This is a genomic window from Klebsiella sp. JN_Kp127, assembly GCF_040062505.1.
Classification (GTDB): Bacteria; Pseudomonadota; Gammaproteobacteria; order Enterobacterales; family Enterobacteriaceae; genus Klebsiella; species Klebsiella quasipneumoniae.
This window is the reverse complement of sequence record NZ_JBEAHS010000031.1, coordinates 23,475-43,726: the sequence shown is the minus strand read 5'-3', so window position 1 is coordinate 43,726 and position 20,252 is coordinate 23,475. Positions and strand designations below refer to the sequence as shown.

21 protein-coding genes, 3 tRNA genes and 1 pseudogene are annotated in these 20,252 nt (G+C 55.1%); 9 read left to right on the top strand and 16 right to left on the bottom strand.

Going from position 1 to position 20,252, the window contains the following annotated elements; translation table 11 throughout:
- Positions 1–9: 9 nt before the first annotated feature.
- The 3 genes from araH to ABLV04_RS08635 are packed head-to-tail and all read right to left on the bottom strand — an operon-like array spanning position 10 to position 3,560.
- Positions 10–990 (bottom strand): L-arabinose ABC transporter permease AraH, encoded by a 981-nt coding sequence (gene araH / locus ABLV04_RS08645; RefSeq protein ID WP_023290266.1) that lies wholly within the window; start codon positions 988–990, stop codon positions 10–12.
- Positions 991–1,004: 14 nt separating this feature from the next.
- Entirely contained in the window at positions 1,005–2,519 is a 1,515-nt protein-coding gene (araG, locus tag ABLV04_RS08640; RefSeq protein ID WP_032453398.1) for an L-arabinose ABC transporter ATP-binding protein AraG, read from the bottom strand.
- 60 nt (positions 2,520–2,579) lie between these two features.
- Entirely contained in the window at positions 2,580–3,560 is a 981-nt protein-coding gene (locus ABLV04_RS08635; RefSeq protein ID WP_004203441.1) for an arabinose ABC transporter substrate-binding protein, read from the bottom strand.
- Positions 3,561–4,452: 892 nt separating this feature from the next.
- Here ABLV04_RS08635 and ABLV04_RS08630 point away from each other — a divergent pair.
- The gene (locus tag ABLV04_RS08630; protein ID WP_032453399.1) at positions 4,453–4,962 is read left to right on the top strand and encodes a non-heme ferritin-like protein; all 510 of its coding nucleotides are present in this window, start codon (positions 4,453–4,455) and stop codon (positions 4,960–4,962) included.
- Positions 4,963–5,066: 104 nt separating this feature from the next.
- Here the strand turns inward: ABLV04_RS08630 and ABLV04_RS08625 are convergent, their stop codons facing one another.
- Complete coding sequence (locus ABLV04_RS08625) at positions 5,067–5,201, bottom strand: hypothetical protein (RefSeq protein WP_032428923.1); 135 nt, start codon at positions 5,199–5,201, stop codon at positions 5,067–5,069.
- Between the two features lie 65 nt (positions 5,202–5,266).
- On the opposite strand from ABLV04_RS08625, the gene ABLV04_RS08620 reads away from it, so the two are divergent.
- On the top strand, positions 5,267–6,778 hold the full coding sequence (locus tag ABLV04_RS08620) for an MFS transporter (protein ID WP_348815642.1): 1,512 nt from the start codon (positions 5,267–5,269) through the stop codon (positions 6,776–6,778).
- Positions 6,779–6,815: 37 nt separating this feature from the next.
- Here the strand turns inward: ABLV04_RS08620 and ABLV04_RS08615 are convergent, their stop codons facing one another.
- Entirely contained in the window at positions 6,816–7,067 is a 252-nt protein-coding gene (locus ABLV04_RS08615) for a DUF2766 family protein (RefSeq protein WP_023290271.1), read from the bottom strand.
- 147 nt (positions 7,068–7,214) lie between these two features.
- On the opposite strand from ABLV04_RS08615, the gene ABLV04_RS08610 reads away from it, so the two are divergent.
- On the top strand, positions 7,215–8,636 hold the full coding sequence (locus ABLV04_RS08610; protein ID WP_032453401.1) for an MFS transporter: 1,422 nt from the start codon (positions 7,215–7,217) through the stop codon (positions 8,634–8,636).
- A 37-nt stretch (positions 8,637–8,673) separates the two neighbouring features.
- On the opposite strand, the gene ABLV04_RS08605 is transcribed toward ABLV04_RS08610, so the two are convergent.
- Positions 8,674–9,312, bottom strand: a complete 639-nt coding sequence (locus ABLV04_RS08605) for an RpiB/LacA/LacB family sugar-phosphate isomerase (RefSeq protein ID WP_023290273.1) — start codon at positions 9,310–9,312, stop codon at positions 8,674–8,676.
- Between the two features lie 245 nt (positions 9,313–9,557).
- Here ABLV04_RS08605 and ABLV04_RS08600 point away from each other — a divergent pair.
- Both ABLV04_RS08600 and ftnA read left to right on the top strand, forming a co-directional pair.
- Positions 9,558–9,665: pseudogene (locus ABLV04_RS08600) on the top strand (hypothetical protein); the annotation flags it as partial.
- 57 nt (positions 9,666–9,722) lie between these two features.
- Positions 9,723–10,220 (top strand): non-heme ferritin, encoded by a 498-nt coding sequence (gene ftnA / locus ABLV04_RS08595; RefSeq protein WP_004203451.1) that lies wholly within the window; start codon positions 9,723–9,725, stop codon positions 10,218–10,220.
- A 36-nt stretch (positions 10,221–10,256) separates the two neighbouring features.
- On the opposite strand, the gene ABLV04_RS08590 is transcribed toward ftnA, so the two are convergent.
- The gene (locus ABLV04_RS08590) at positions 10,257–10,496 is read right to left on the bottom strand and encodes a YecH family metal-binding protein (protein ID WP_023290274.1); all 240 of its coding nucleotides are present in this window, start codon (positions 10,494–10,496) and stop codon (positions 10,257–10,259) included.
- A 192-nt stretch (positions 10,497–10,688) separates the two neighbouring features.
- Here ABLV04_RS08590 and tyrP point away from each other — a divergent pair, with 192 nt between their 5' ends.
- The gene (tyrP, locus tag ABLV04_RS08585; RefSeq protein WP_101867068.1) at positions 10,689–11,900 is read left to right on the top strand and encodes a tyrosine transporter TyrP; all 1,212 of its coding nucleotides are present in this window, start codon (positions 10,689–10,691) and stop codon (positions 11,898–11,900) included.
- A 24-nt stretch (positions 11,901–11,924) separates the two neighbouring features.
- Here tyrP and ABLV04_RS08580 read toward each other — a convergent pair whose 3' ends face one another.
- Both ABLV04_RS08580 and ABLV04_RS08575 read right to left on the bottom strand, forming a co-directional pair.
- Entirely contained in the window at positions 11,925–12,593 is a 669-nt protein-coding gene (locus ABLV04_RS08580) for a YecA family protein (protein ID WP_004203454.1), read from the bottom strand.
- 98 nt (positions 12,594–12,691) lie between these two features.
- Positions 12,692–13,573: a dihydrodipicolinate synthase family protein gene (locus ABLV04_RS08575; RefSeq protein WP_064154388.1), complete on the bottom strand. Its 882-nt coding sequence runs from the start codon at positions 13,571–13,573 to the stop codon at positions 12,692–12,694.
- Between the two features lie 326 nt (positions 13,574–13,899).
- On the opposite strand from ABLV04_RS08575, the gene ABLV04_RS08570 reads away from it, so the two are divergent.
- Together ABLV04_RS08570 and ABLV04_RS08565 are read left to right on the top strand one after the other, a co-directional pair.
- Positions 13,900–14,286 (top strand): hypothetical protein, encoded by a 387-nt coding sequence (locus ABLV04_RS08570; protein WP_348815601.1) that lies wholly within the window; start codon positions 13,900–13,902, stop codon positions 14,284–14,286.
- A complete protein-coding gene (locus tag ABLV04_RS08565; protein ID WP_348815599.1) occupies positions 14,283–14,789 on the top strand; it encodes a hypothetical protein in 507 nt (168 codons plus the stop codon). Before ABLV04_RS08570 ends, ABLV04_RS08565 begins: the two co-directional genes overlap by 4 nt.
- Positions 14,790–15,177: 388 nt before the next feature.
- Here the strand turns inward: ABLV04_RS08565 and ABLV04_RS08560 are convergent.
- From ABLV04_RS08560 to uvrY, 6 genes are all read right to left on the bottom strand, one after another.
- Positions 15,178–15,264 (bottom strand) — tRNA-Leu (locus tag ABLV04_RS08560).
- A 13-nt stretch (positions 15,265–15,277) separates the two neighbouring features.
- Positions 15,278–15,351: transfer RNA gene (locus ABLV04_RS08555), tRNA-Cys, on the bottom strand.
- 40 nt (positions 15,352–15,391) lie between these two features.
- Positions 15,392–15,467: transfer RNA gene (locus ABLV04_RS08550), tRNA-Gly, on the bottom strand.
- A 150-nt stretch (positions 15,468–15,617) separates the two neighbouring features.
- Positions 15,618–16,166, bottom strand: a complete 549-nt coding sequence (pgsA, locus tag ABLV04_RS08545) for a CDP-diacylglycerol--glycerol-3-phosphate 3-phosphatidyltransferase (RefSeq protein ID WP_004141115.1) — start codon at positions 16,164–16,166, stop codon at positions 15,618–15,620.
- 57 nt (positions 16,167–16,223) lie between these two features.
- The gene (uvrC, locus tag ABLV04_RS08540) at positions 16,224–18,056 is read right to left on the bottom strand and encodes an excinuclease ABC subunit UvrC (RefSeq protein ID WP_348815598.1); all 1,833 of its coding nucleotides are present in this window, start codon (positions 18,054–18,056) and stop codon (positions 16,224–16,226) included.
- A complete protein-coding gene (uvrY, locus tag ABLV04_RS08535) occupies positions 18,053–18,709 on the bottom strand; it encodes a UvrY/SirA/GacA family response regulator transcription factor (protein WP_002911539.1) in 657 nt (218 codons plus the stop codon). Before uvrY ends, uvrC begins: the two co-directional genes overlap by 4 nt.
- Before the next feature lie 461 nt (positions 18,710–19,170).
- On the opposite strand from uvrY, the gene ABLV04_RS08530 reads away from it, so the two are divergent.
- Entirely contained in the window at positions 19,171–19,395 is a 225-nt protein-coding gene (locus tag ABLV04_RS08530) for a DUF2594 family protein (protein ID WP_032453405.1), read from the top strand.
- Positions 19,396–19,462: 67 nt separating this feature from the next.
- Here ABLV04_RS08530 and sdiA read toward each other — a convergent pair whose 3' ends face one another.
- A complete protein-coding gene (gene sdiA / locus ABLV04_RS08525) occupies positions 19,463–20,185 on the bottom strand; it encodes a transcriptional regulator SdiA (protein WP_023290280.1) in 723 nt (240 codons plus the stop codon).
- Positions 20,186–20,252: the final 67 nt, after the last annotated feature.

Genomic DNA, 20,252 nt, shown 5'->3' with positions numbered 1-20,252 from the left:
TGCCTGAAATCAGGCCGCACGTTTGGCTTTTTGTTTGTAGCGGTCAAAAATTACCGCCGCCAGCAGGATGACCCCGCGCACGACGTATTGTGAGAACGGCGAGATGTTCAACAGGTTCATCGCGTTCTCCACGGTCCCGAGGATCAGGATCCCGGCCACCACGTAGGAGATCTTGCCGATCCCGCCCTTCAGCGATACCCCGCCCAGCACACAGGCCGAAATAACAATCAGCTCATAGCCAATCGAGGTCATCGGCTGGCCGCTGGTCATCCGCGACGCCAGAATGATCCCCGCCGCGGCCGATACCAGGCCGGAGAGCACAAAGATAATAATCTTGGTGCGCACCACCGGAACACCGGCCAGACGCGCCGCCTCTTCATTGCCGCCTATAGCCAGCGTATTACGGCCAAAGGTGGTTTTGTTTAGTAATAATCCGAAAACCACCAGGCAGGCGACCGTCAGCCAGATCGGCGCCGGCAGACCAAACCAGTTGGCGTAACCGAGGGTGAAGAAGCGTTCATCTTCGATCCCTACCGCTTTACCGTCGGAGATAATGTAGGCCAGACCGCGGACAATCTGCATAGTGGCCAGCGTGGTGATCAGGGCGTTGATCTTCAGGCGGGCAATGACAAAGCCGTTGACCAGGCCACTGATCGCCCCCAGCAGCAGACCGGCGGCAATCCCCAGCCACAGGCTTTCGCTCAGGTTAATCACCACCGCGGTAGTGACCCCGGCACAGGCGATAACCGACGCCACCGACAGGTCGAAATCGCCGGAGGCCAGGCAGAAGAGCATACCGCAGGCCACCATCCCGGACATCGAGATCGCCAGCCCCAGCCCCTTCATATTGACGAATGAGGCAAAGTTAGGCACAAAAATTACGCAGCCGATAAACAGCACCGCAAACACCACCAGCATGCCAAACTGATCCCAGATACGGGCAAAGCTAAAGGCAGAGCGGGTAGCGCCGGACGTAGTCACTGATGACATCATTTACTCCTTACTCAGGCGACAGCCTGACTCACTTTTGGCATCGCAAGGCTTAACGCCTGCTGTTCATTGGCTTCTTCATGCAGCAGTTCGCCGGCGACTTGCCCTTCACGCATCACCACGATGCGGTCGGCGACGCCCAGCACTTCCGGCAGGTCGCTGGAGGCAAATACCACGGCGACACCGGAGGCGGCGAGGCCATATATCACGTTGTAAATTTCATGTTTGGCGCCGACATCGATACCGCGGGTGGGCTCATCGAGCAGGATCACCTTCATCTCTTCCGACAGCCAGCGGCCCAGGATCGCTTTCTGCTGGTTGCCGCCAGACAGGTTCATGATCAGCTGTTCCGGGCCCGGCGTTTTAATGTTCAGCGACTGGATATGCTGATCGGCGTTGTCCGCCTCCCAGGCGTTGTTGATCAGGCACCCGGCGTGGATATGCTTGCGCCGGGCGCTGATATTGATGTTGTCGCGCACGGAGTGAACCGGAATAATCCCCTCCGCTTTCCGATCTTCCGGGCACAGCATCATCCCGGCCTGGATGGCCTGGGCCGGTTTGCGTATGTCGACGGGCTGGCCATCGATATACACCTGACCGCCGGTGATCCGCGTCCCGCCGAACAGACCTTTCATCAGTTCGCTGCGCCCGGCGCCCACCAGCCCAAACAGGCCGACGATTTCGCCACTGCGCACCGAGAGGCTGACCGGCGTGCGTACGCCCGGGGCCTTCACCTCCTCCAGACGCAGCCGCTCTTCGCCGTAGGGGCGAGGTTTCCAGCCGTAAATATCCCCCAGATTGCGTCCCACCATGGCCTGAACCAGCGCGTCGTGGCTGACGCTCGGCATATCGTCAAAAGTGCAGACGTAGCGGCCATCTTTAAAGACGGTGATGGCATCGCTGAGGGCAAAAATTTCTTCCATCCGGTGTGAAACATAGATGATGACGCGCCCCTCCTCCCGTAGCTCGCGGATAACGCGAAACAGGTTGTCGATCTCCCGGGCGGAGAGCGAACTGGTCGGTTCATCGAAGGCGATAATTTTGGCGTTACGCGCCAGCGCTTTGGCAATCTCCACCATCTGCCACTGGCCAATGGAGAGATACTTCAGCGGCGTCTCCGGGTCGATATCCAGCCCCAGATGCTCAAGCTGCAGGCGGGCCTCGTAGTTGAGCAGCGAGCGGTTGACGATGCCGCCTCTGTGCGGCAGCTGGCCAAGATAGATATTTTCGGCGACGGTCATCTCCGGGATCAGATGCAGTTCCTGATAGATAATCGCCACGCCGGCGTTGAGCGCCGCCATCGTATTGGTGAACGCCATCTGCTGACCGCCGATCTGCAGGTGGCCCGCGGTGGGGATGTAGTTACCGCTGAGGATTTTCAGCAGCGTCGATTTGCCTGCGCCATTTTCGCCCATCAGCGCGTGGATCTGTCCTGGGTAGCAGTCAAAACTGATATCGGACAAGGCCTTTACGCCAGGGAACGTCATGGTGATGCCGCGAAATGAGAGATAAGGGGTAGACTGTTGCATAACGACTCCGCTCTTCTGCACTCAGCCCCCGCCGCGGCGGGGGCCAGTTCAACCGGGCTGTTACAGCCCTTTTTTCGCCAGCTCTTCTTTGAAGTTATCGCGGGTAATCAGCACCACATCGGTCACCGCAGTGAACTTCGGCGGCTCAACGCCCTTGGTGACCCAGTTGTAGAGCATTTCGCTGGTTTTATAGCCATGAATATCCGGGCTTGGCAGCAGGGAGCCATAGAAACCGGTCGGCTGCGCCTTCGACAGTTCGTTGACGGCATCCACGCCGTTGATGCCAATGCCAATCACATCCGGCGCTTTAAAGCCCTGGCCTTCAGTGGCACGCACGCCGCCGAGCACGGTGTTGTCGTTCATCCCAACGATCAGCCAGTGTTTAACCTGCGGGTGCTGGACCAGCATCGAGTTACCGGCGTCAAACGCCCCCGGGATATCGTTAGATTTTGTCGGAACGCGGTAGATTTGCGCTTCCGGGAAACCGGCCGCCTTCAGGGCATCGATGGAGCCAGTGGTACGACGGCGGGCGGTGTCCAGCTCATCGGCGGTGATGGCCATCACCGCGGTGTCTTTAACATCCCAGCCGCGTTTCTGCATCTCTTTATACAGCTCCTGCCCCTGGCGGGCGCCGATTTCGCTGGCCGCCATCATCACCAGCGGCACGCTCTCCATCGGTTTACCTTTGGCGTTGACGAACTGGTCATCGACGGTAATCACCTTCATGTCATAGCCGCGCGCCTTAGCGACAATCGCCGAGCCGAGCTTAGGATCGGGGGTACAGATGACAAAGCCCTTCGCGCCGCTGGCCGCCAGGCTATCGATGGCGTTCAGGGTTTTCTCACCATCCGGCACCGCAATTTTAATGACGTCAAAGCCTAAATCTTTTCCTGCTTTATCAGCAAATTTCCACTCGGTCTGGAACCATGGCTCTTCCGGCTGTTTCACCAGAAAACCCAATTTCAGGTTTTCCGCCATAGCTGATTGTGACATAACCGCTGCGAGACCAATGGCCGCCAGCGCTTTAGTAAATTTGTGCATGGTAAACTCCAGCTTTAATTCGCTTTCATGTAGGGAAAAATCGGAATTAACTTTTTTATCAGCATCAAAACAAGGCATTAGAAAAATCACATTCCCTACTGCCGTTGTTAGAGTAGTAATACCCGGAAATTATTTCTCCATACGAGAGCATTATCACATCGCGGAATTACAGTAATTGCGTACATAGATTTAGCAAAAAAAGACATAAAAAAAGACATAATTGTCATACAATTTAACCGGCGAATAGCAGGATCATCTATACCACCAGCAGGGTTATCCCTGTGATGTCAGAGGGTGTTTAACAGAGGGTTACGGCACTGTTATATCCAGCGGCTAACGGGGTCGCAGCGGCGGTCAACTGCCTGCCGGCGCTGAAGATCAGCAGACGCGCGTCGCCAGTCCGGTATCGGCCGTTTTATATCGCGATAAAACGGATCTTTTGCGTAATTTATTCCGAATTGATAAAAGATATTCCGGATACATAAAAAAGCCTGCAACAAAAAATAAAAATAATTATCATCACCATGAAACATTGCTCTCTGAAATAACTTATAGCTTTGCGTTATACGACGAATCTCGTAGTCAAATACCTATAACTTATACCTGGCACACCGCGCTAGCGCCCCGGTCTACGCCGCCAATCTCCAGCCAGTCGTCATTCAGGAATAATCGTGTAACAAAACGTAAATTATCCATCTTGAGAGTTTTCTTAATTCCATTCAGCGAGTATTCTAAAATTGTCGGCAAGAGGAAAAATTACCCGACTCATACGGAATGTGTAGAGTTTTATTATTCTGCAACAGTGCAGCGCGCCACTCTTTTATCCTGTTGTTTACCGCAGGAACCGCTGACGCGCACCAGTAACCCCTTCCCGGTTAATAAGGATATTTTTATGGCAGTTCCAGGAATGGCACAAAAGCTAAACACCCAGATGAACCTTGAGTTCCACGCCTCTAACGTTTACCTGAACTTAAGCGAGTGGTGCGCCCGGCATCGCTTCGACGGCGCCGCGACATTTTTGCGCAACCGCGCGCAATGCAGCATCACCCTCACCATGCGCGTCTTTGACTATCTGAAAAAAGCCGGCAGCTGGCCGATAGTGAATCCCGACCGCGCCTGTAATCCCGAATGTACCTCGCTGGAAGATCTCTTTACCCAAACCCTGGTCGATTACCGCCAGCGTAGCAGTATGCTGAGCGGTCTCGCCGAGGAAGCCAAAGCGCAGAGCGATGACAACACCTGGCGTTTTCTGACCCGGCTGGCGGAAGAGCAGCAGCAGGATGGGCTGCTGCTGCAAAGCGTGCTCGAGGAAATTCGCAATGCCGACAAAGCCGGGATCGGTATGGAACAGACCGATCGCCGTCTGATGGCCCTCGTCGGAGCGTCACAGAAACCCCATTAATCAGAGGTGTCGGGCCTTTCTCGGCCGATCAGGGGGGAGCGCGTTCGCGCTGCCCCGCCCTGTTTATTAATCCGTTATCGCTATACTCCCCTGCCATTTATTCCTCAAAAGAATAAAAAAGTTTTAACTCGATCCCATTCCCTCGTCACCGTTACCCCTTTGGGGGGATTAGTGAGCGCGGTCACTTTTTGTTGAGCCACAAAGAAATATAAAAACAGTGTTTCAAAAATATAAAACACGAGGTTTATTTTTTATGGCTCGATACACGGCTTCAGCCTCTGAAGGGCTGCAGGGAAGACCGATCTTGTTACGCCATCAGTTAGCCTACGGCGGCGGTAATCTGTTAGGGAGTGGCGCACTGGCGATAAGCGGGGCATGGCTACTCTATTTTTATACGACCTTTTGCGGCCTGACGCTGATCGAGGCCTCATTTATCTTCTCCGTCGCCAGCATCATCGACGCCATCAGCAACCCGCTGATGGGCTATCTGACGGATAATTTTGGCAAAACGCGGTTAGGCAAGCGCTTTGGCCGTCGGCGCTTCTTTTTGCTGATCGGCATTCCGCTGATGCTGTTCTACCCGCTGTTGTGGGTAGAGGGCCTGAGTTTCTGGTACTACCTGTGCACCTACGTGGTGTTTGAGATCATCTACACCTCCATCATGGTGCCCTATGAAACGCTGGCGACAGAGATGACCGATGATTTCTCGCTACGCTCAAAGCTCACCGGCTATAAAGCCATCTTCGGCAAGCTGGCCAACTTCCTCGCCGCGTTTATTCCCGGACAGTTCATTCTGCTGTACGGCAAAGATTCCGCCACCCCTTTCTTCCTCACCGGCCTGACCTACGGCGCGATCCTGATCGTCGCGATTACCTGTCTGTGGCTGTGCAGCTGGGAGCGCGAGCGTGCGGAAGCCGTGGATACCAGCGCGAAAAAGGGGCTGCTGAGCACCCTGCTGTCGCTGGCGAAAGACATGCGTTCCACCTTTTATCTGCGCGTGTTCCGCAAACATCTCGGTATGTACCTGTGCGGGTTTGGCGCGGAATGGCTGTTTGCCTCCATCTTCACCTATTTCGTGATATTCGTTCTGCAGCACGATCCGGCAATGGTAGCCGGGCTGAACAGCCTGAACTCGATTCTGCAGCTGATCTCCACCGCGCTGTTTATCGGCATGTGTGTGAAAAAGGGCTTCAGCAAACCCTATATCCTCGCGCTGGGGATCGTGATTTTCGCAGTCCTGCTGTATACCTCGCTGTGGTTCTTCCATCTGCCGTCAGGCCTGGCGACCGTGCTGATGTTCGGTATTACCGTGCTGTTCGGCCTGGGGACCGGCGGGGTTTACTATATTCCCTGGACCGTTTACACCTTCCTCGCCGATGTCGACGAGATCTACACCGGACGCCGCCGGGAAGGGATCTATGCCGGCGCCATGACCTTCTCAGGGAAAATTCTGCGCTCGATTGTGGTGTTTTCGATGGGGACCATCCTGAGCTTTTACGGTTTCCAGTCAAAAGCGCACAGCCAACCGGAAAGCGCCGTGACCGCCATCGCGGTGGTATTCTGCGTCGGTGTCGTCGCCTTAGCCCTGGCCGCCATCGTCTTCAGTAAGCAGATGAAACTGGACCGTAAAGCCCATCTGGTGGTCCTGCAGGAAGTCGCGCGGATTAAAGCGGGCGGTAAAATCAGTGATATTGCGCCGGAGGTGCGGGCAATCGTTGAGGATCTGGTTGGCCATCGCTACGAAGAGTGCTGGGGCAACAGCAAATTGTTTAAAACCGCTGAGGCTGCGCCAACGCAGACCGTGGTTTCCCATTAAAGGAAAAGGCCCCGTCGGTCACCCGCGGGGCCGGTTATTAATGCGTTTCTTCCTGCGGGGTAAACTTCAGCTCAATCAGGGCAATCGCTTTTTGCACCGCGCGAAGCGTCACCGGATCGGCAGAGACCGGGTGGCTGGCGAAGTCGATGGCTTTCAGCTGACTGGTCATTTTTTCACGCACTTCCACCGGCGCGATGACGTCAATCACGTCGAGGATCTGCTTGATAACCAGCTGGCAGGCAACCACATCGGAAACCAGCTCGTCGTGTTCGGTAAGATGTTGAGACATTAATTACTCCTTTTTTCAGGAGCGTAATAGTACCCTAAATCGTTAACGATAATAAAACCTGCCGTGGCAGGTTTTTTTCGCCACCCGAGTGGCTGGCGGCACCTTTGCTGCCGCTTTGCCGAGGATCCCCTTAATGGCAGCGACAACATGAATACCGCGATCTCTTCCGGGAACGAACGTGCTTTTTCAGCTCCGGCGCTGCTGGTGGCTGGCGCCTTTTTTATGGAGTTTCTCGACGGGACGGTGATCGCTACCGCCCTGCCCGACATGGCGAGAGATTTTGGCGTTACCGCCGTCGAGCTGAATATCGGCATCAGCGCCTATCTGATTACCCTCGCGGTGCTGATCCCCGCCAGCGGCTGGATCGCCGATCGCTTCGGCGCCCGGGCTATCTTCACCCTCGCCCTGGCCATTTTTACCCTTGCTTCGATCTTTTGCGGCCTCTCCAGCGAGATGCATATCTTTGTCGCCATGCGTATCCTGCAGGGGATCGGCGGCGCGCTGATGGTCCCCGTCGGTCGTCTGGCGGTACTGCGCACCACGCCGAAACACCTGCTGATAAAGGCCATCGCCACCCTCACCTGGCCGGCGCTGGTGGCCCCTATTATCGGCCCGCCTTTGGGAGGCTTTATTACCCGCTACGCCAGCTGGCACTGGATCTTCTTTATCAATGTCCCGCTGGGCGTCGCGGCGATTATCCTGTCGCTGCGCATCATTCCTGATATCCGCGAAGCAGAGCGGCGCGCCTTTGATATGACAGGGTTTATCACGACCGCGGTGGCGATGGTCAGCCTGGTCACGGCGATGGAACGGCTCGGCGATCGTCAGCCGCAGATCTGGCCGACGCTGGCCCTCGCCGCGCTTGGCTTCGGCTGTCTGGCGTATGCTATCCGCCACTTCCGCCGGGCGACAGCGCCTATGGTTCGTCTGACGGCGTTGCAGGTGCCGACGTTCCGCGTGACGATGTACGGCGGCTCGCTGTTCCGGGCCTCCATCAGCGCGGTCCCCTTTCTCCTGCCGCTGCTGTTTCAGGTGGGGTTCGGCATGGATCCCTTTCACTCCGGTCTGCTGGTGCTGGCGGTATTTGTCGGCAATTTAACGATTAAACCCGCCACCACGCCGCTGATCCGCTGGCTGGGTTTTCGTCGCCTGCTGTTGATCAACGGCGCGCTGAACGTCTGTTCGCTGCTGGCCTGCGCGCTGCTCACGCCGCAAACTCCGGTCTGGGCGATCATGCTGATCCTTTATCTCGGCGGGGTGTTTCGCTCAGTCCAGTTCACGGGCGTGAGCACGCTGGCCTTTGCCGATGTCCCCGCCGCGCAGATGAGCGATGCCAATACTCTGTTCAGTACCGCGTCGCAGCTGGCGGTGGGGCTGGGGATCACGCTTGGGGCAATCGGCATTCGCCTGGGTGAACAGGTCGGCGACTGGCTGCACCTTTCCGCCGTACCGGGGATCAGCTTTCGCCTGGCGTTTGTGTTTATCGCGGTGATTTGTCTGGTGGGGATGATCGACAGCCTGCATCTGGCCAAAACGGCAGGCAGCAGCGTGTCGGCGAAGAAATCGTAGAGGATGGAAGGGCCAGCGGCGCTGGCCCTGATAACGATTACCCGACGATCTGGCGGACAAACGCTTCGATCGCTTTATCCTGGCAGTTTTCGAAGAAGCACTGCTGGAAGCGAGGGCCAGAGACGGCGGTTTTCACCAGTTCCGGATCGATGGCGCGCAGGGTATCGAGATAATTTTCTTTGACTACCGCCGCTTTGACCTGGTTGAGGATCCCGGCATTACGCACCTGCGGTTCTTTGCGCTCCGGCGGATAGCCTTCGCCGTTACGACCGGTAAAGGCTTTTTCAAAGATAAACCGCACGTTCAGCTCGGCGCCCCAGCCGAAACCTTTGGCAAACGGCAGCGACAGCGCGTTACCATTGTTGATCTGGGCAAACAGGAACGCATCCGCCGGGTCGATACAGTAGCCGCAGACCACGCCAGGATGGATGTTCAGCGACATCAGCGCTCCCTGGCCGGTACCGCATCCGGTGACCACGAAGTCGACCGCCTTCGAATTCAGCAGGATGCTGGCCATGATCCCGAGGTGAATATAGGTCAGATGATGATCGTTCTCATCGCTCATACCGACGTTATAGACCGGAAATCCTTTTTCGTCGGCAACCGCGTTAAGCTCCTTGAGGATGATGGCGTTTTTGTTCGCCTGGCTGTTCTCCATCATCAGTGCAATCTTCATGGTTTACTCTCCTGAATGCTGTGCGGGCCTGCCCGCAGAATGTCATTGGCGTTGACTGCACTCTACTACCTGGAAAACAAACTTTCAAATTTTATGAAAAGTTGTTTTAAAAATTACGCATCGCTTCACACTTTCGCCGCCTCTGTCGCTCAGGTTAGCGTGTCGCCTCCTCATCAGGACGACTCCGCCTGGCGCTCCCCGCCTCGCAATCCGCAGAGGCAGTCATTTCGCCTCCGCAAAAAACTAATAATAAATTAAAACCATTCTCATTTATTATTAAACTGCCAATGCGTGTTATTCCCATTAGCATTTTAAATAAAATCTTTTTAAATTTACTTTTTGCAAATAATTAAATAACAAATTATAGTGGCAGCCGATAACATCTATATTTTAATTCCAGGAGCGCGACGATGCTGAAAACGGAAATGATCGACAAACTGAATGAACAGATGAATCTTGAACTCTATTCTTCTCTTCTTTATCAGCAGATGAGCGCCTGGTGCAGTTATCATAGTTTTGAAGGGGCTGCGGCCTTCCTGCGTCGCCATGCCCAGGAAGAGATGACCCATATGCAGCGCCTGTTCGACTACCTGACCGACACCGGCAGCCTGCCGCGCATCAACGCTATCGCCTCCCCGTTTGCCGAGTATGCGTCACTGGATGAACTGTTCCGCCAGACCTATGAGCACGAGCAGCTGATCACGCAAAAAATTAATGAACTGGCGCACGCGGCTATGACCAGTCAGGATTACCCGACCTTTAATTTCCTGCAGTGGTATGTCGCCGAACAGCATGAAGAAGAGAAATTATTTAAATCGGTAATTGATAAACTGACCCTCGCCGGGAAAAGCGGTGAAGGTCTGTACTTTATCGACAAAGAGCTGGCCACCCTCGATACGCAGAATTAATTGCCCGCGCCGCGACGCTTCTCCGTCGCGGCATTTTCAATGCTGACAAATCTTGTTTTCTGCGGTGGTAAATCCTGCCTCTCTGGCAATAAATTTGCCTTTCTGCTCTAAAAACGCCACCAGCTCCGCAGCGCTCAGATTTTCCGCCGAACAGGTGTGAAAGCGCGCCTCTGCGCCAAAGCGACGGTGAATGGCCGCCTCCAGCGAAGCCACCGTCCAGCACTCCTTCGACGCCAGCATCATCTGCAGCACTTCATGACCATGAATAGAAGACATAACCCCTCCGGAAAAAAACGCCAGCTTAGGCCAGACCGACGGCCCGCGCCTTGCGCCAGCGCAGGCTTTCATCCTTTCGACCTTGTAAAGTTTTAATTACAGAGCTTGTAACCCTGATTTGACGAAAGACGCAATATCCCCTACTCTGCGCGGCATAAATTATTGTGATTTGCTGTAGGGATAGCGAAAAGCGTGAAGAACCGCACTCTGGGCAGTATTTTAATCGTAGCCGGCACCACAATCGGTGCAGGTATGTTGGCGATGCCATTGGCCGCCGCAGGCGTCGGCTTTACCGTCACGCTGGGTTTACTTTTCACCCTGTGGGCATTGATGTGCTATACCGCCCTTTTGCTGCTGGAAGTCTACCAGCATGTCCCTGCCGATATGGGGCTCGGTTCCCTGGCGGCGCGCTATCTGGGCCGTTATGGACAATGGATCACCGGGTTCTGCATGCTGTTTCTGCTGTATGCCCTCACGGCGGCCTACATCAGTGGCGCCGGCGAATTACTCGCTTCCAGCCTCAACCAGTGGCTGGACTGGCAGCTGCCGCCGGCTGCCGGCGTACTGATCTTCACCCTGTTCGGCGGGGCGGTGGTGTGCATTGGCACCGCGCTGGTCGACCTGTTTAATCGCTTCCTGTTTAGCGCCAAAATCGTCTTCCTGGTGATTATGCTGGCTCTGCTGATGCCGCACATTCATCAGGTGAACCTGCTCACGCTGCCGGTTGAGCAAGGCCTGGCGCTGTCGGCCATTCCGGTGATCTTTACCTCTTTTGGCTTTCACGGCAGCGTGCCGAGCGTCGTCAGCTATCTGGGGGGCGATATCCGTAAGCTGCGCCGGGTGTTTATTATCGGCAGTTTTATTCCGCTGGTGGCCTATATTTTCTGGCAGCTGGCGACGCTGGGCAGTATCGACGCTCCGGCCTTTACCGCCCTGCTGGCGCAACATGCCGGTCTGAACGGTCTGCTGGAGGCGATCCGCGAAGTGGTAGCGTCACCGCACGTGGAGCTGGCCGTACACCTGTTTGCCGACCTTGCGCTGGCGACCTCCTTCCTCGGCGTCTCGCTCGGGCTGTTTGATTATCTGGCCGATATGTTTCAGCGCAAAAACAGCGTCAGCGGGCGTCTGCAGAGCGGGATGATCACCTTTCTGCCGCCGCTGGCGTTCGCCCTGTTCTATCCCCGCGGCTTCGTCATGGCCCTGGGCTACGCCGGGGTGGCGTTGGCCGTGCTGGCCCTGATGTTACCGGCCATGCTGGTCATGAAGAGCCGCCGACTGCATCCGCAGGCGGCCTGGCGGGTGGCCGGCGGCGCCCCGGCGCTGTGGCTGGTCCTGCTGTGCGGGATCGGCATCGTAGCGATCCAGTTCTGCATCGTCGCCGGGCTGTTACCGGCGGTGGGATAAAAAAGGGGCCAGCTGGCCCCTTTTTCATTTCGCTAAGCAACACTGCTTATACTTTTTACCGCTGCCGCACGGACAGGGATCGTTACGTCCGACTTTCGTCTCATTTCTTACCGGCTGCGGGACCACCTCCGGCTGCGGATTCGCCATCCAGTACTGGTAAAGCGCCAGCGCCGCCGGGGTGATGCGCTCGATGCTGGCGATAAATTCATCCGCCGTCAGATTATCCAGCGCGGAAAACTGTTCTTCGCTACCGTGGAGCGCAATCGCCTCCAGCTCAGGCTGAAGTTCAGCAGGCAGCGTCGACCAGTCGCTCAGCGCCACGCCGCGCAGATAGCCAAAACACCACTCTTCAACGATGGTCAGCTCCTGACCTTCCGCTTCACGGGTGCCGAACAGCGGTTCGAACTGATCGGGATAAGACTCCAGCCGTTCGGCGATATCGCTCATATGCTGCAGCGTCAGATTGACAAAGCGATCGCGCTCGCGGTCGTTGGCCCAGCGTGGCACATTATCGGCACCACCCCAGATAGCCAGCAGCCACTGGGCGGGTTCGATAGCGGTGGGCGCCGAGAGGATCGCCGTCAACAGGCCATCCAGTTCAGAGACATCCAGAATAGCGCCTTCGGTGGCGTATTTCGCCAGCGTCTCGTCCAGCCATTCCAGTTCGTTTTCGTTTAAAGGTCCGGTATTCATTCACAGGCTCGCATGGTAAAAATCGGGCCTACAGTAGCCGAAATGCCGACAGAAAGCCACCCGGCAGCGCCCATTGCGCCTGCGTCGACCCGACACAATCAGGCCAGCCCGTGCAGCGCCGCCGCCACGTCGCGACAGGCCTCCTCCCCTAACGGCAGCAAGGGGCGGGGAAGCGAGTCAGGATCACACAATCCCAGAATGGCCGCAGCGGCGGCGACCACCCGCAGGCTGCCGCCGTAGCGGTCAAAGCACCGCCAGAGGGGCGCAAGTTGCTTATTCAGCGCCGCCACCTGTGCCGCATCGCCGTGACGGATGGCTTTCACCAGCGCCAGAGAGATACGAGGAAAGAGGCCGCCGCAGACCGAGTACCAGACCTCGCAGCCGGCCTGCAAGCCCGCTGTCGCGCGAACGTCACCGCTAACGCCAAGCGTCACGCCGCCAGGCAGATGACGACGCAGAGCCGCCACCCGTTCGCTCGCCTGCGGCGCGGGCAGACCGGGAATTTTTATCGAGGCGATGGCCGGTAAGGCAGCAATCTGCCCCTGCAGCTCATCCGATAACGTCACGTGGGTGGTACGGGGGTTGTCATACAGGCAAACCGGCACCGAGGCATGCCGGCAGACCTCCTCGTAAAAAGCGTAGATCTCCTCCGCAAAGAGCGGCTGATAGGACATCATCGGCAGGAGCAATGCATCCGCCCCGGCCTGCTGGGCATCCTCCACCAGCCGGAGCACCTCGCTGGTGGCGATGGCGCCGACGCCGACCATCATCGGGGTCGACCCGGCATGCGCCTTCGCCACCTGCACCACCCGCTTGCGCTGTTCACGACTGAGATAGGCGTAGCTGCCGGTTGAGCCTAAGATGCCCAGGGAGTCGACTCCGGCATCGGTAAGACGAGCAAGAAGACGAATAAACGCTTTTTCATCGATAGTTTGCTGATGCAGCGGCGTCAGCGGAAACGCGCAAAGCCCTGTGAACATGATGCCTCCGGCAGGCTGGATGAAGTGTCCGGTCGATAGTAGCAGGGAGAGTTCGTTTTGTCCTGGGACAAATGAGCGATTGCCGGTGACAATGGATTGTTTCCCACTACGTGGTGATCCCGTTCGCGAGATTGCCGCCGTCAGCCCAGTCATCGATAGCCACCAGATTCTGCCGAGGATATTCAACGACGCCGTGCCCTGCAGTCGCTATTTTTTGCTGGATTGCCAATCTTAAATCAACTTGTCATAATCCCGCGCAATTTATATGGCTATATATTTAAGCAGCAATTAAATAAAGCAACACTATGGCTTCAAGCGGATAAAAAATGGCAGATGACATCCAGAAAAAATATCTCAAAATATTGTTAATAAAGTCTACGTATAAAACATTACTGGGTCGCCCCGCAGATCCTGACGGTCTTAAAAATTATTACCATGCAATTTCTGACAAGTCGCTTGCAGAATCAGCACAATTTCTTAACGCATCGCTGATGAACAGTGACGAGTTCAAGCGATTAACACCATCCAGAATGGCATTCGAGAATGTATGTATCCCGCCACATCCTGTATCAGGGATTGAAACTCAAGGACAATGGGCTGTGAAGCACATTGTGTCATTAGGAAGCCATTGTTTAACGTCGTGGACACTGAAAAAATTTAATCTGAAAAAACCTCTCTGCCTTTTGACTGGATTTTTTCCTGCCCGGCGATGATCATCGATTGCCTGAGGGACGATTTTCAGACTTTTTTAGACAAAAACGAATATAGCTCATTAAATCGCCAGTCCAAAGAGCCCGGCGCCCACCACAATAAATATAAACAAAAATATAACCTGAATGATATCTTCACCCATCGCGATCCCACCACCCCAGCCGATTATGCGTATTACCTCCGGGCAGTAAAGAGACTCAGGAACATATTAAAAAGCGCGGATGGCAAGCTTTTTGTCATTTGCTGCAGAGAAGAGATCGACCTTGCAAAGGCGCTCCCGGCATTAGTCGCTGAACTTGCTCAGCACACGACGAACTTTTATCTGTTAGCTTTTTCACTGCGGAAACCCTCTCACCTTCAGCTGGAGAGCATCGCGTCCGGGGAGAATTATTCGCTATATCGTTTTACCCCTGAGTCTGAAGAAAGATTTACCGGCAAATTCCCCTCGCTTACGGATGAGATGGTATTTATATCGAAAGTACTTTCTTTCAACCTCGAACTATAGAGACGGTTTCAACGCCGGTTCGCTGTGTACCCGCTTGCCTCCCCCTGCTGGCCTGGGGGAGCGAGATCGTTCCGATCATATAATCCCCCACCCGCTAAGCCTATTATCCGCCGCGACCCGGACCGGCTTCACTACGGTAAGCCTCTACGCCAGAGGTCTGTGCCGATCACAGACCATGACTTCAGGCCTCTCCTTGCCCGGAGTCAGAACGGCATCCCGTATCATCAGGCGCAGGCTTAGCCAGTAACAATGTTTCGGGTGCAGGACAAGGTGGAGAAGAAAAACAGGATGACATGTCGTGATAAAGCGGGGTTTAAAAACAAAAAAACCACCCGTAGGTGGTTTCACGACACTGCTTATTGCTTTGATTATTTTGCTTTTATCCCAATGGTACCCGGAGTGGGACTTGAACCCACACAGCGCGAACGCCGAGGGATTTTAAATCCCTTGTGTCTACCGATTCCACCATCCGGGCTCGGGATATAAAGTGGAGGCGCGTTCCGGAGTCGAACCGGACTAGACGGATTTGCAATCCGCTACATAACCGCTTTGCTAACGCGCCTTTAATTCTGAAGCACCCGCTACTGCCGATGCTGTTAATCTGGAGCGGGAAACGAGACTCGAACTCGCGACCCCGACCTTGGCAAGGTCGTGCTCTACCAACTGAGCTATTCCCGCATCATCAAGTTATTTGCTAATCACTTGATTTTGTTATCGTCTGGAAGACTGTGCCGCCGTTCGATGCGTTGCATTCTACTTATCTCTCGCGGTGAGTCAACGGTATTTTTCGCAACTTTGCATCGTTTGCTGAAAATAACGGCGAAACGATCACTGATCAAGCAAATCGCCGCGCGCCGCGTTCAAATATTGCAGCATCGACCACAGCGTCAGCACCGCCGCCACGAGGAAAAGCGCGATCCCGGCCCATTCCACCCACGGATAAGGACGCCACAGCATCCACACCAGGGCAGTCATCTGTGCGGTGGTTTTCACTTTGCCAATCCACGAGACCGCCACGCTGCTGCGTTTTCCCAGCTCCGCCATCCACTCGCGCAGCGCGGAGATAATAATTTCCCGGGCAATCATCGTCGCCGCCGGCAGCGTGACCCACCAGGTGTGATAGTGCTCAGCGACCAGCACCATGGCGATAGCCACCATGACTTTATCGGCCACCGGATCGAGGAAGGCGCCGAACCGGGTACTCTGGTTCCAGCGACGGGCGAGGAATCCATCAAACCAGTCAGTCACGGCGGCAACAAAGAAAATCAGCGCGCAGGCAAACGGCGCCCAGCTAAAGGGCAGATAAAACGCCAGCACAAAGAACGGGATCAGGATGACGCGGAACAGAGTAAGCAACGTAGGGATATTAAATTGCATAGTGACGGGTAACTATCTGTTGTAAGTAAAAATTAGCCCTATGTTGCTACAGAGCCCCTAATGTTTCAACGAGTAGAAGATCTTTTCTGCCAGAGCGTGAGAGATGCCCGGTACTTTGGCAATTTCTTCGACGCTGGCCTGCTGCAGCCCCTGCAGCCCCCCCATGTACTTCAGCAGCATCTGGCGACGCTTCGGCCCCACCCCCTCGATAGTCTCAAGCGAGCTGGTGCTCTTCACTTTCGCCCGTTTTTTGCGATGTCCGGAGATCGCATGATCGTGCGATTCATCGCGGATATGCTGGATCACGTGCAGGGCCGGCGAATCCGGCGGCAGGCTAAACCCCTCGCCCTCTGGTTCAAAGAATAACGTTTCCAGGCCGGCTTTACGATCGCTACCTTTCGCCACGCCCAGCAGCAGCGGATGATGTTTATCCCAGGGGACGTCCAGCTCGGCAAACACCGCTTTCGCCTGCGCCAGCTGCCCCTTGCCGCCGTCTATCAGGATCACATCCGGAATCTTGTTGTCATCAATCGCTTTACCATAGCGACGGCGCAGGACCTGATTCATCGCCGCATAGTCATCGCCCGGGGTGATGCCGGCGATATTGTAGCGCCGGTACTCCGCGCGCAGGGGGCCATTACTGTCAAATACCACGCAGGAGGCGACGGTCTGTTCGCCCATGGTGTGGCTGATATCAAAGCACTCCATCCGCTTCACGGCCGGCAGCTCCAGCACGGTGGCCAGCGCCTGCAGACGCTGATGAATGGTCGATTGCTGAGACAATTTCGTGGTTAACGCCGCGGCGGCATTGGTGCGCGCCAGCTTAAGGTAACGCGCCCGGTCGCCGCGCGGTTTAGTCTGCACATGAATTCGGCGCCCCGCCAGCTCCGACAACGACTCGGCCAGCAGCGTCTTATCCCCGAGGTTGAAGTCGAGCAAAATCTCTCCCGGCAGCGTGCGCATCTGGCTGCCCTGCAGGTAGAACTGGCCGACAAAGGTCTCCACGACCTCGCCCAGCTCGGTGCCGCCCGGCACTTTCGGGAAGTAGCTGCGGCTGCCCAGCACTTTACCCTGGCGGATAAACAGCACATGGACGCAGGCCATTCCAGCATCGAAGGCAACCCCGATCACGTCAAGATCATCGCCGGTGTTAGAGACAAACTGTTTCTCCGTCACGCGGCGGACGGCCTGAATCTGGTCGCGAATGCGCGCCGCCTCTTCAAACTCGAGGTTCTGACTCGCCTTCTCCATCCTCGCGATGAGCTGAGTCAGCACCTGATCATCTTTGCCGGCGAGAAACAGCCGCACATACTCCACCTGCTGAGCATACTCGTCTTCACTGACCAGCCCCGCCACGCACGGCCCCAGGCAGCGGCCAATCTGATACTGTAGACAGGGACGGGAGCGATTGCGGTAAACGCTGTTTTCACACTGACGGATGGGAAAGATTTTCTGCAGCAGCGCCAGGGTCTCGCGCACGGCATAGCCGTTGGGAAAAGGACCAAAATACTCGCCCTTCGCATGTTTGGCGCCACGATGCATCGCCAGACGCGGATGGGTATCGCCGCTGAGGAAGATAAAAGGATACGACTTATCGTCGCGCAACAGCACGTTGTACCGCGGCTGGTACAGCTTGATATAGTTGTGTTCAAGCAGCAGCGCTTCCGTCTCGGTATGGGTGACGGTCACGTCGATTTGCGCGATCAGCGCCACCAGCGCTTCCGTTTTACGCGACGCGAGGTTGCTGCGGAAGTAGCTGCTGAGCCGCTTTTTCAAATCTTTGGCTTTGCCAACATAGATGACGGTTCCGCCAGCATCATACATCCGATACACACCGGGCTGGCTGGTTACCGTTTTCAGGAAAGCTTTTGCGTCAAAAACATCACTCACTGGCTTGCTAACGACTCCGCATTACACAGGCCATGGCGAATTGCCAGGTGGGTCAGCTCGACATCGCCATGAATGTTCAATTTGCTGAACATCCGATAGCGATAGCTGTTAACCGTTTTAGGACTCAGATTCAGCTGCTCTGAGATCTCATTCACCTTCTGACCTTTGGTGATCATCAGCATAATCTGCAATTCGCGTTCAGACAAACTGGCAAAAGGCGATTCTGTTTTTTCCGGTTCAATCTGACTTAACGCCATTTGCTGCGCAATATCGGAGGCAATGTAACGTTGCCCGGACGCGACGCAGCGAATCGCATTCACCACTTCCTGTGGCGCAGCGCCCTTACTGAGATACCCTGCCGCCCCTGCCTGCATGACCTTGGCAGGTAAAGGATTCTCGGTATGCACGGTCAACATGATCACTTTCGTGCCCGCTACCGAGCGCGCGATTTTGCGCGTCGCTTCCAGACCACCGATCCCGGGCATGTTCATGTCCATCAGGACGACATCAGCGGAATTAGCCCGGCACCACTTGACGGCGTCTTCGCCGCAGCAGGCTTCGCCAGCGACTTTAATCCCTTTTATATCTTCCAGAATGCGTCGTATCCCTGCGCGCACCAGTTCGTGGTCATCAACAAGAAGAACGTTGATCAAAGGAATAATCTCCAGAATGAGGGATAACGCTACTGATACTTTATCTCCCACATATTACCGGGTTTTATTGCTAATTTAAAAGGCAAAAAAATGCCGTCCCCTCGATTTGGCTCTCATTTATGGCAATGTCTGTGCACACTGAGTGGAAAGTCATTGCGAACAATCAGTTGCCCGAGGCTTATTTTTTAACAATCCTCATACAGAAGGCACAAAAAACACAACAGATTACGTAGCGCATAAATACGAGGCAAAATATGTAACAATTATTAACGTGCTAAATAATTGGGGGAAATTATTGCGCTGCTGACAGCTATTACGTCTTATCTGATGCATAAAATCATTCACAACTCAGATGAGAGAACAGAAATTAAGCACTCCTTTTTTTTCTGTCGCTTGTGGTATACTGCGCGGCCTTCACATTCAGACAGGCGCAATAGCGCAGCGAGCAAACGAGGATATCGATGAGCACACCAGATTTTTCCACTGCAGAAAATAATCAAGAACTGGCGCAGGAAGTCACCTGCCTGAAAGCGCTGATGACGCTAATGCTGCAGGCGATGGGTCAGGCAGACGCGGGTCGCGTGATTATTAAAATGGAAAAGCAGATCGCGCAGATGGAAGATGAGGCTCAGGCCGCCGTATTCTCCAGCACCGTTAAGCAAATTAAACAAGCATACCGGCAGTAATCTTGTACCGGCTGGAAGTATGACTGACAGCCGGTATCACGTCTGGCACGCAGAACGGCAGGCGCATTCAGATTAGCCCTGTCGCCACGGCGTAACAGGCAATTTGCGTTTTATTCGGCGCGTTAAATTTCCGTTGCATATTCTTCTGATGGAAATTAACCGTATTTTCCGAAATCGAGAGAATCATCGCCACCTCCGCCGAGGTCTTTCCTTCCGCGGTCCATTTGAGGATCTCCAGTTCGCGCCGGCTGAACTTCATCTCCGGCGGCATCACCATCTCATCTTCCAGACGCAAGAGCGTCAACAGGCTCAACTCCGTCAGCGTTCGCAGACGCAGCTCCAGTTCATCATCAGGATAAGCGTTCGGCAAACGGTTGTTCGCGGAGACGGAGAGAAAACCCTGAGCATGATTCGGCAACGTCAGACACTGTGTCACCCCTTTTTGCAAACCATGGTCGCGCGCCCCGTCCCATAATGCCTGCGCATCGCGAAACAGCCCATCTTCCCATGGCAGATGGCCACGCATAAAATTCTCCGGGCGTAACACGGGATCTATCGCGAAATAATTCTCTGCCTGGTAATGAGACATCCATGCGCGGGGATAGGTCGACTGAAACGTGACGCGGGGGCGAGTGAAAGGCACCGGGTGACGCACACAAAGCGTGTAGTAATCATATTCCAGCGTTTCTGTTTCTCGTTGCAGGAGATTATAAACCTCCTCACCGGCGGCCATGGACTGAAATTGATGCAGCATATCCCGCCGCCAGCTGAAAAAATCATTGTCCCTCATAGCTGTGCAAATAACTCCTGATTGATAATCATTATTATAAATACAGAAAACTAACACATAAATCTTA

Coding starts and splice junctions, on each gene's coding strand:
- araH (WP_023290266.1), bottom strand. CDS start 990: ATGTCATCAGTGACTACGTCCGGCGCTACCCGCTCTGCCTTTAGCTTT.
- araG (WP_032453398.1), bottom strand. CDS start 2,519: ATGCAACAGTCTACCCCTTATCTCTCATTTCGCGGCATCACCATGACG.
- ABLV04_RS08635 (WP_004203441.1), bottom strand. CDS start 3,560: ATGCACAAATTTACTAAAGCGCTGGCGGCCATTGGTCTCGCAGCGGTT.
- ABLV04_RS08630 (WP_032453399.1), top strand. CDS start 4,453: ATGGCAGTTCCAGGAATGGCACAAAAGCTAAACACCCAGATGAACCTT.
- ABLV04_RS08615 (WP_023290271.1), bottom strand. CDS start 7,067: ATGTCTCAACATCTTACCGAACACGACGAGCTGGTTTCCGATGTGGTT.
- ABLV04_RS08610 (WP_032453401.1), top strand. CDS start 7,215: ATGAATACCGCGATCTCTTCCGGGAACGAACGTGCTTTTTCAGCTCCG.
- ABLV04_RS08605 (WP_023290273.1), bottom strand. CDS start 9,312: ATGAAGATTGCACTGATGATGGAGAACAGCCAGGCGAACAAAAACGCC.
- ftnA (WP_004203451.1), top strand. CDS start 9,723: ATGCTGAAAACGGAAATGATCGACAAACTGAATGAACAGATGAATCTT.
- ABLV04_RS08590 (WP_023290274.1), bottom strand. CDS start 10,496: ATGTCTTCTATTCATGGTCATGAAGTGCTGCAGATGATGCTGGCGTCG.
- ABLV04_RS08580 (WP_004203454.1), bottom strand. CDS start 12,593: ATGAATACCGGACCTTTAAACGAAAACGAACTGGAATGGCTGGACGAG.
- ABLV04_RS08575 (WP_064154388.1), bottom strand. CDS start 13,573: ATGTTCACAGGGCTTTGCGCGTTTCCGCTGACGCCGCTGCATCAGCAA.
- ABLV04_RS08570 (WP_348815601.1), top strand. CDS start 13,900: ATGGCAGATGACATCCAGAAAAAATATCTCAAAATATTGTTAATAAAG.
- ABLV04_RS08565 (WP_348815599.1), top strand. CDS start 14,283: ATGATCATCGATTGCCTGAGGGACGATTTTCAGACTTTTTTAGACAAA.
- pgsA (WP_004141115.1), bottom strand. CDS start 16,166: ATGCAATTTAATATCCCTACGTTGCTTACTCTGTTCCGCGTCATCCTG.
- ABLV04_RS08530 (WP_032453405.1), top strand. CDS start 19,171: ATGAGCACACCAGATTTTTCCACTGCAGAAAATAATCAAGAACTGGCG.
- sdiA (WP_023290280.1), bottom strand. CDS start 20,185: ATGAGGGACAATGATTTTTTCAGCTGGCGGCGGGATATGCTGCATCAA.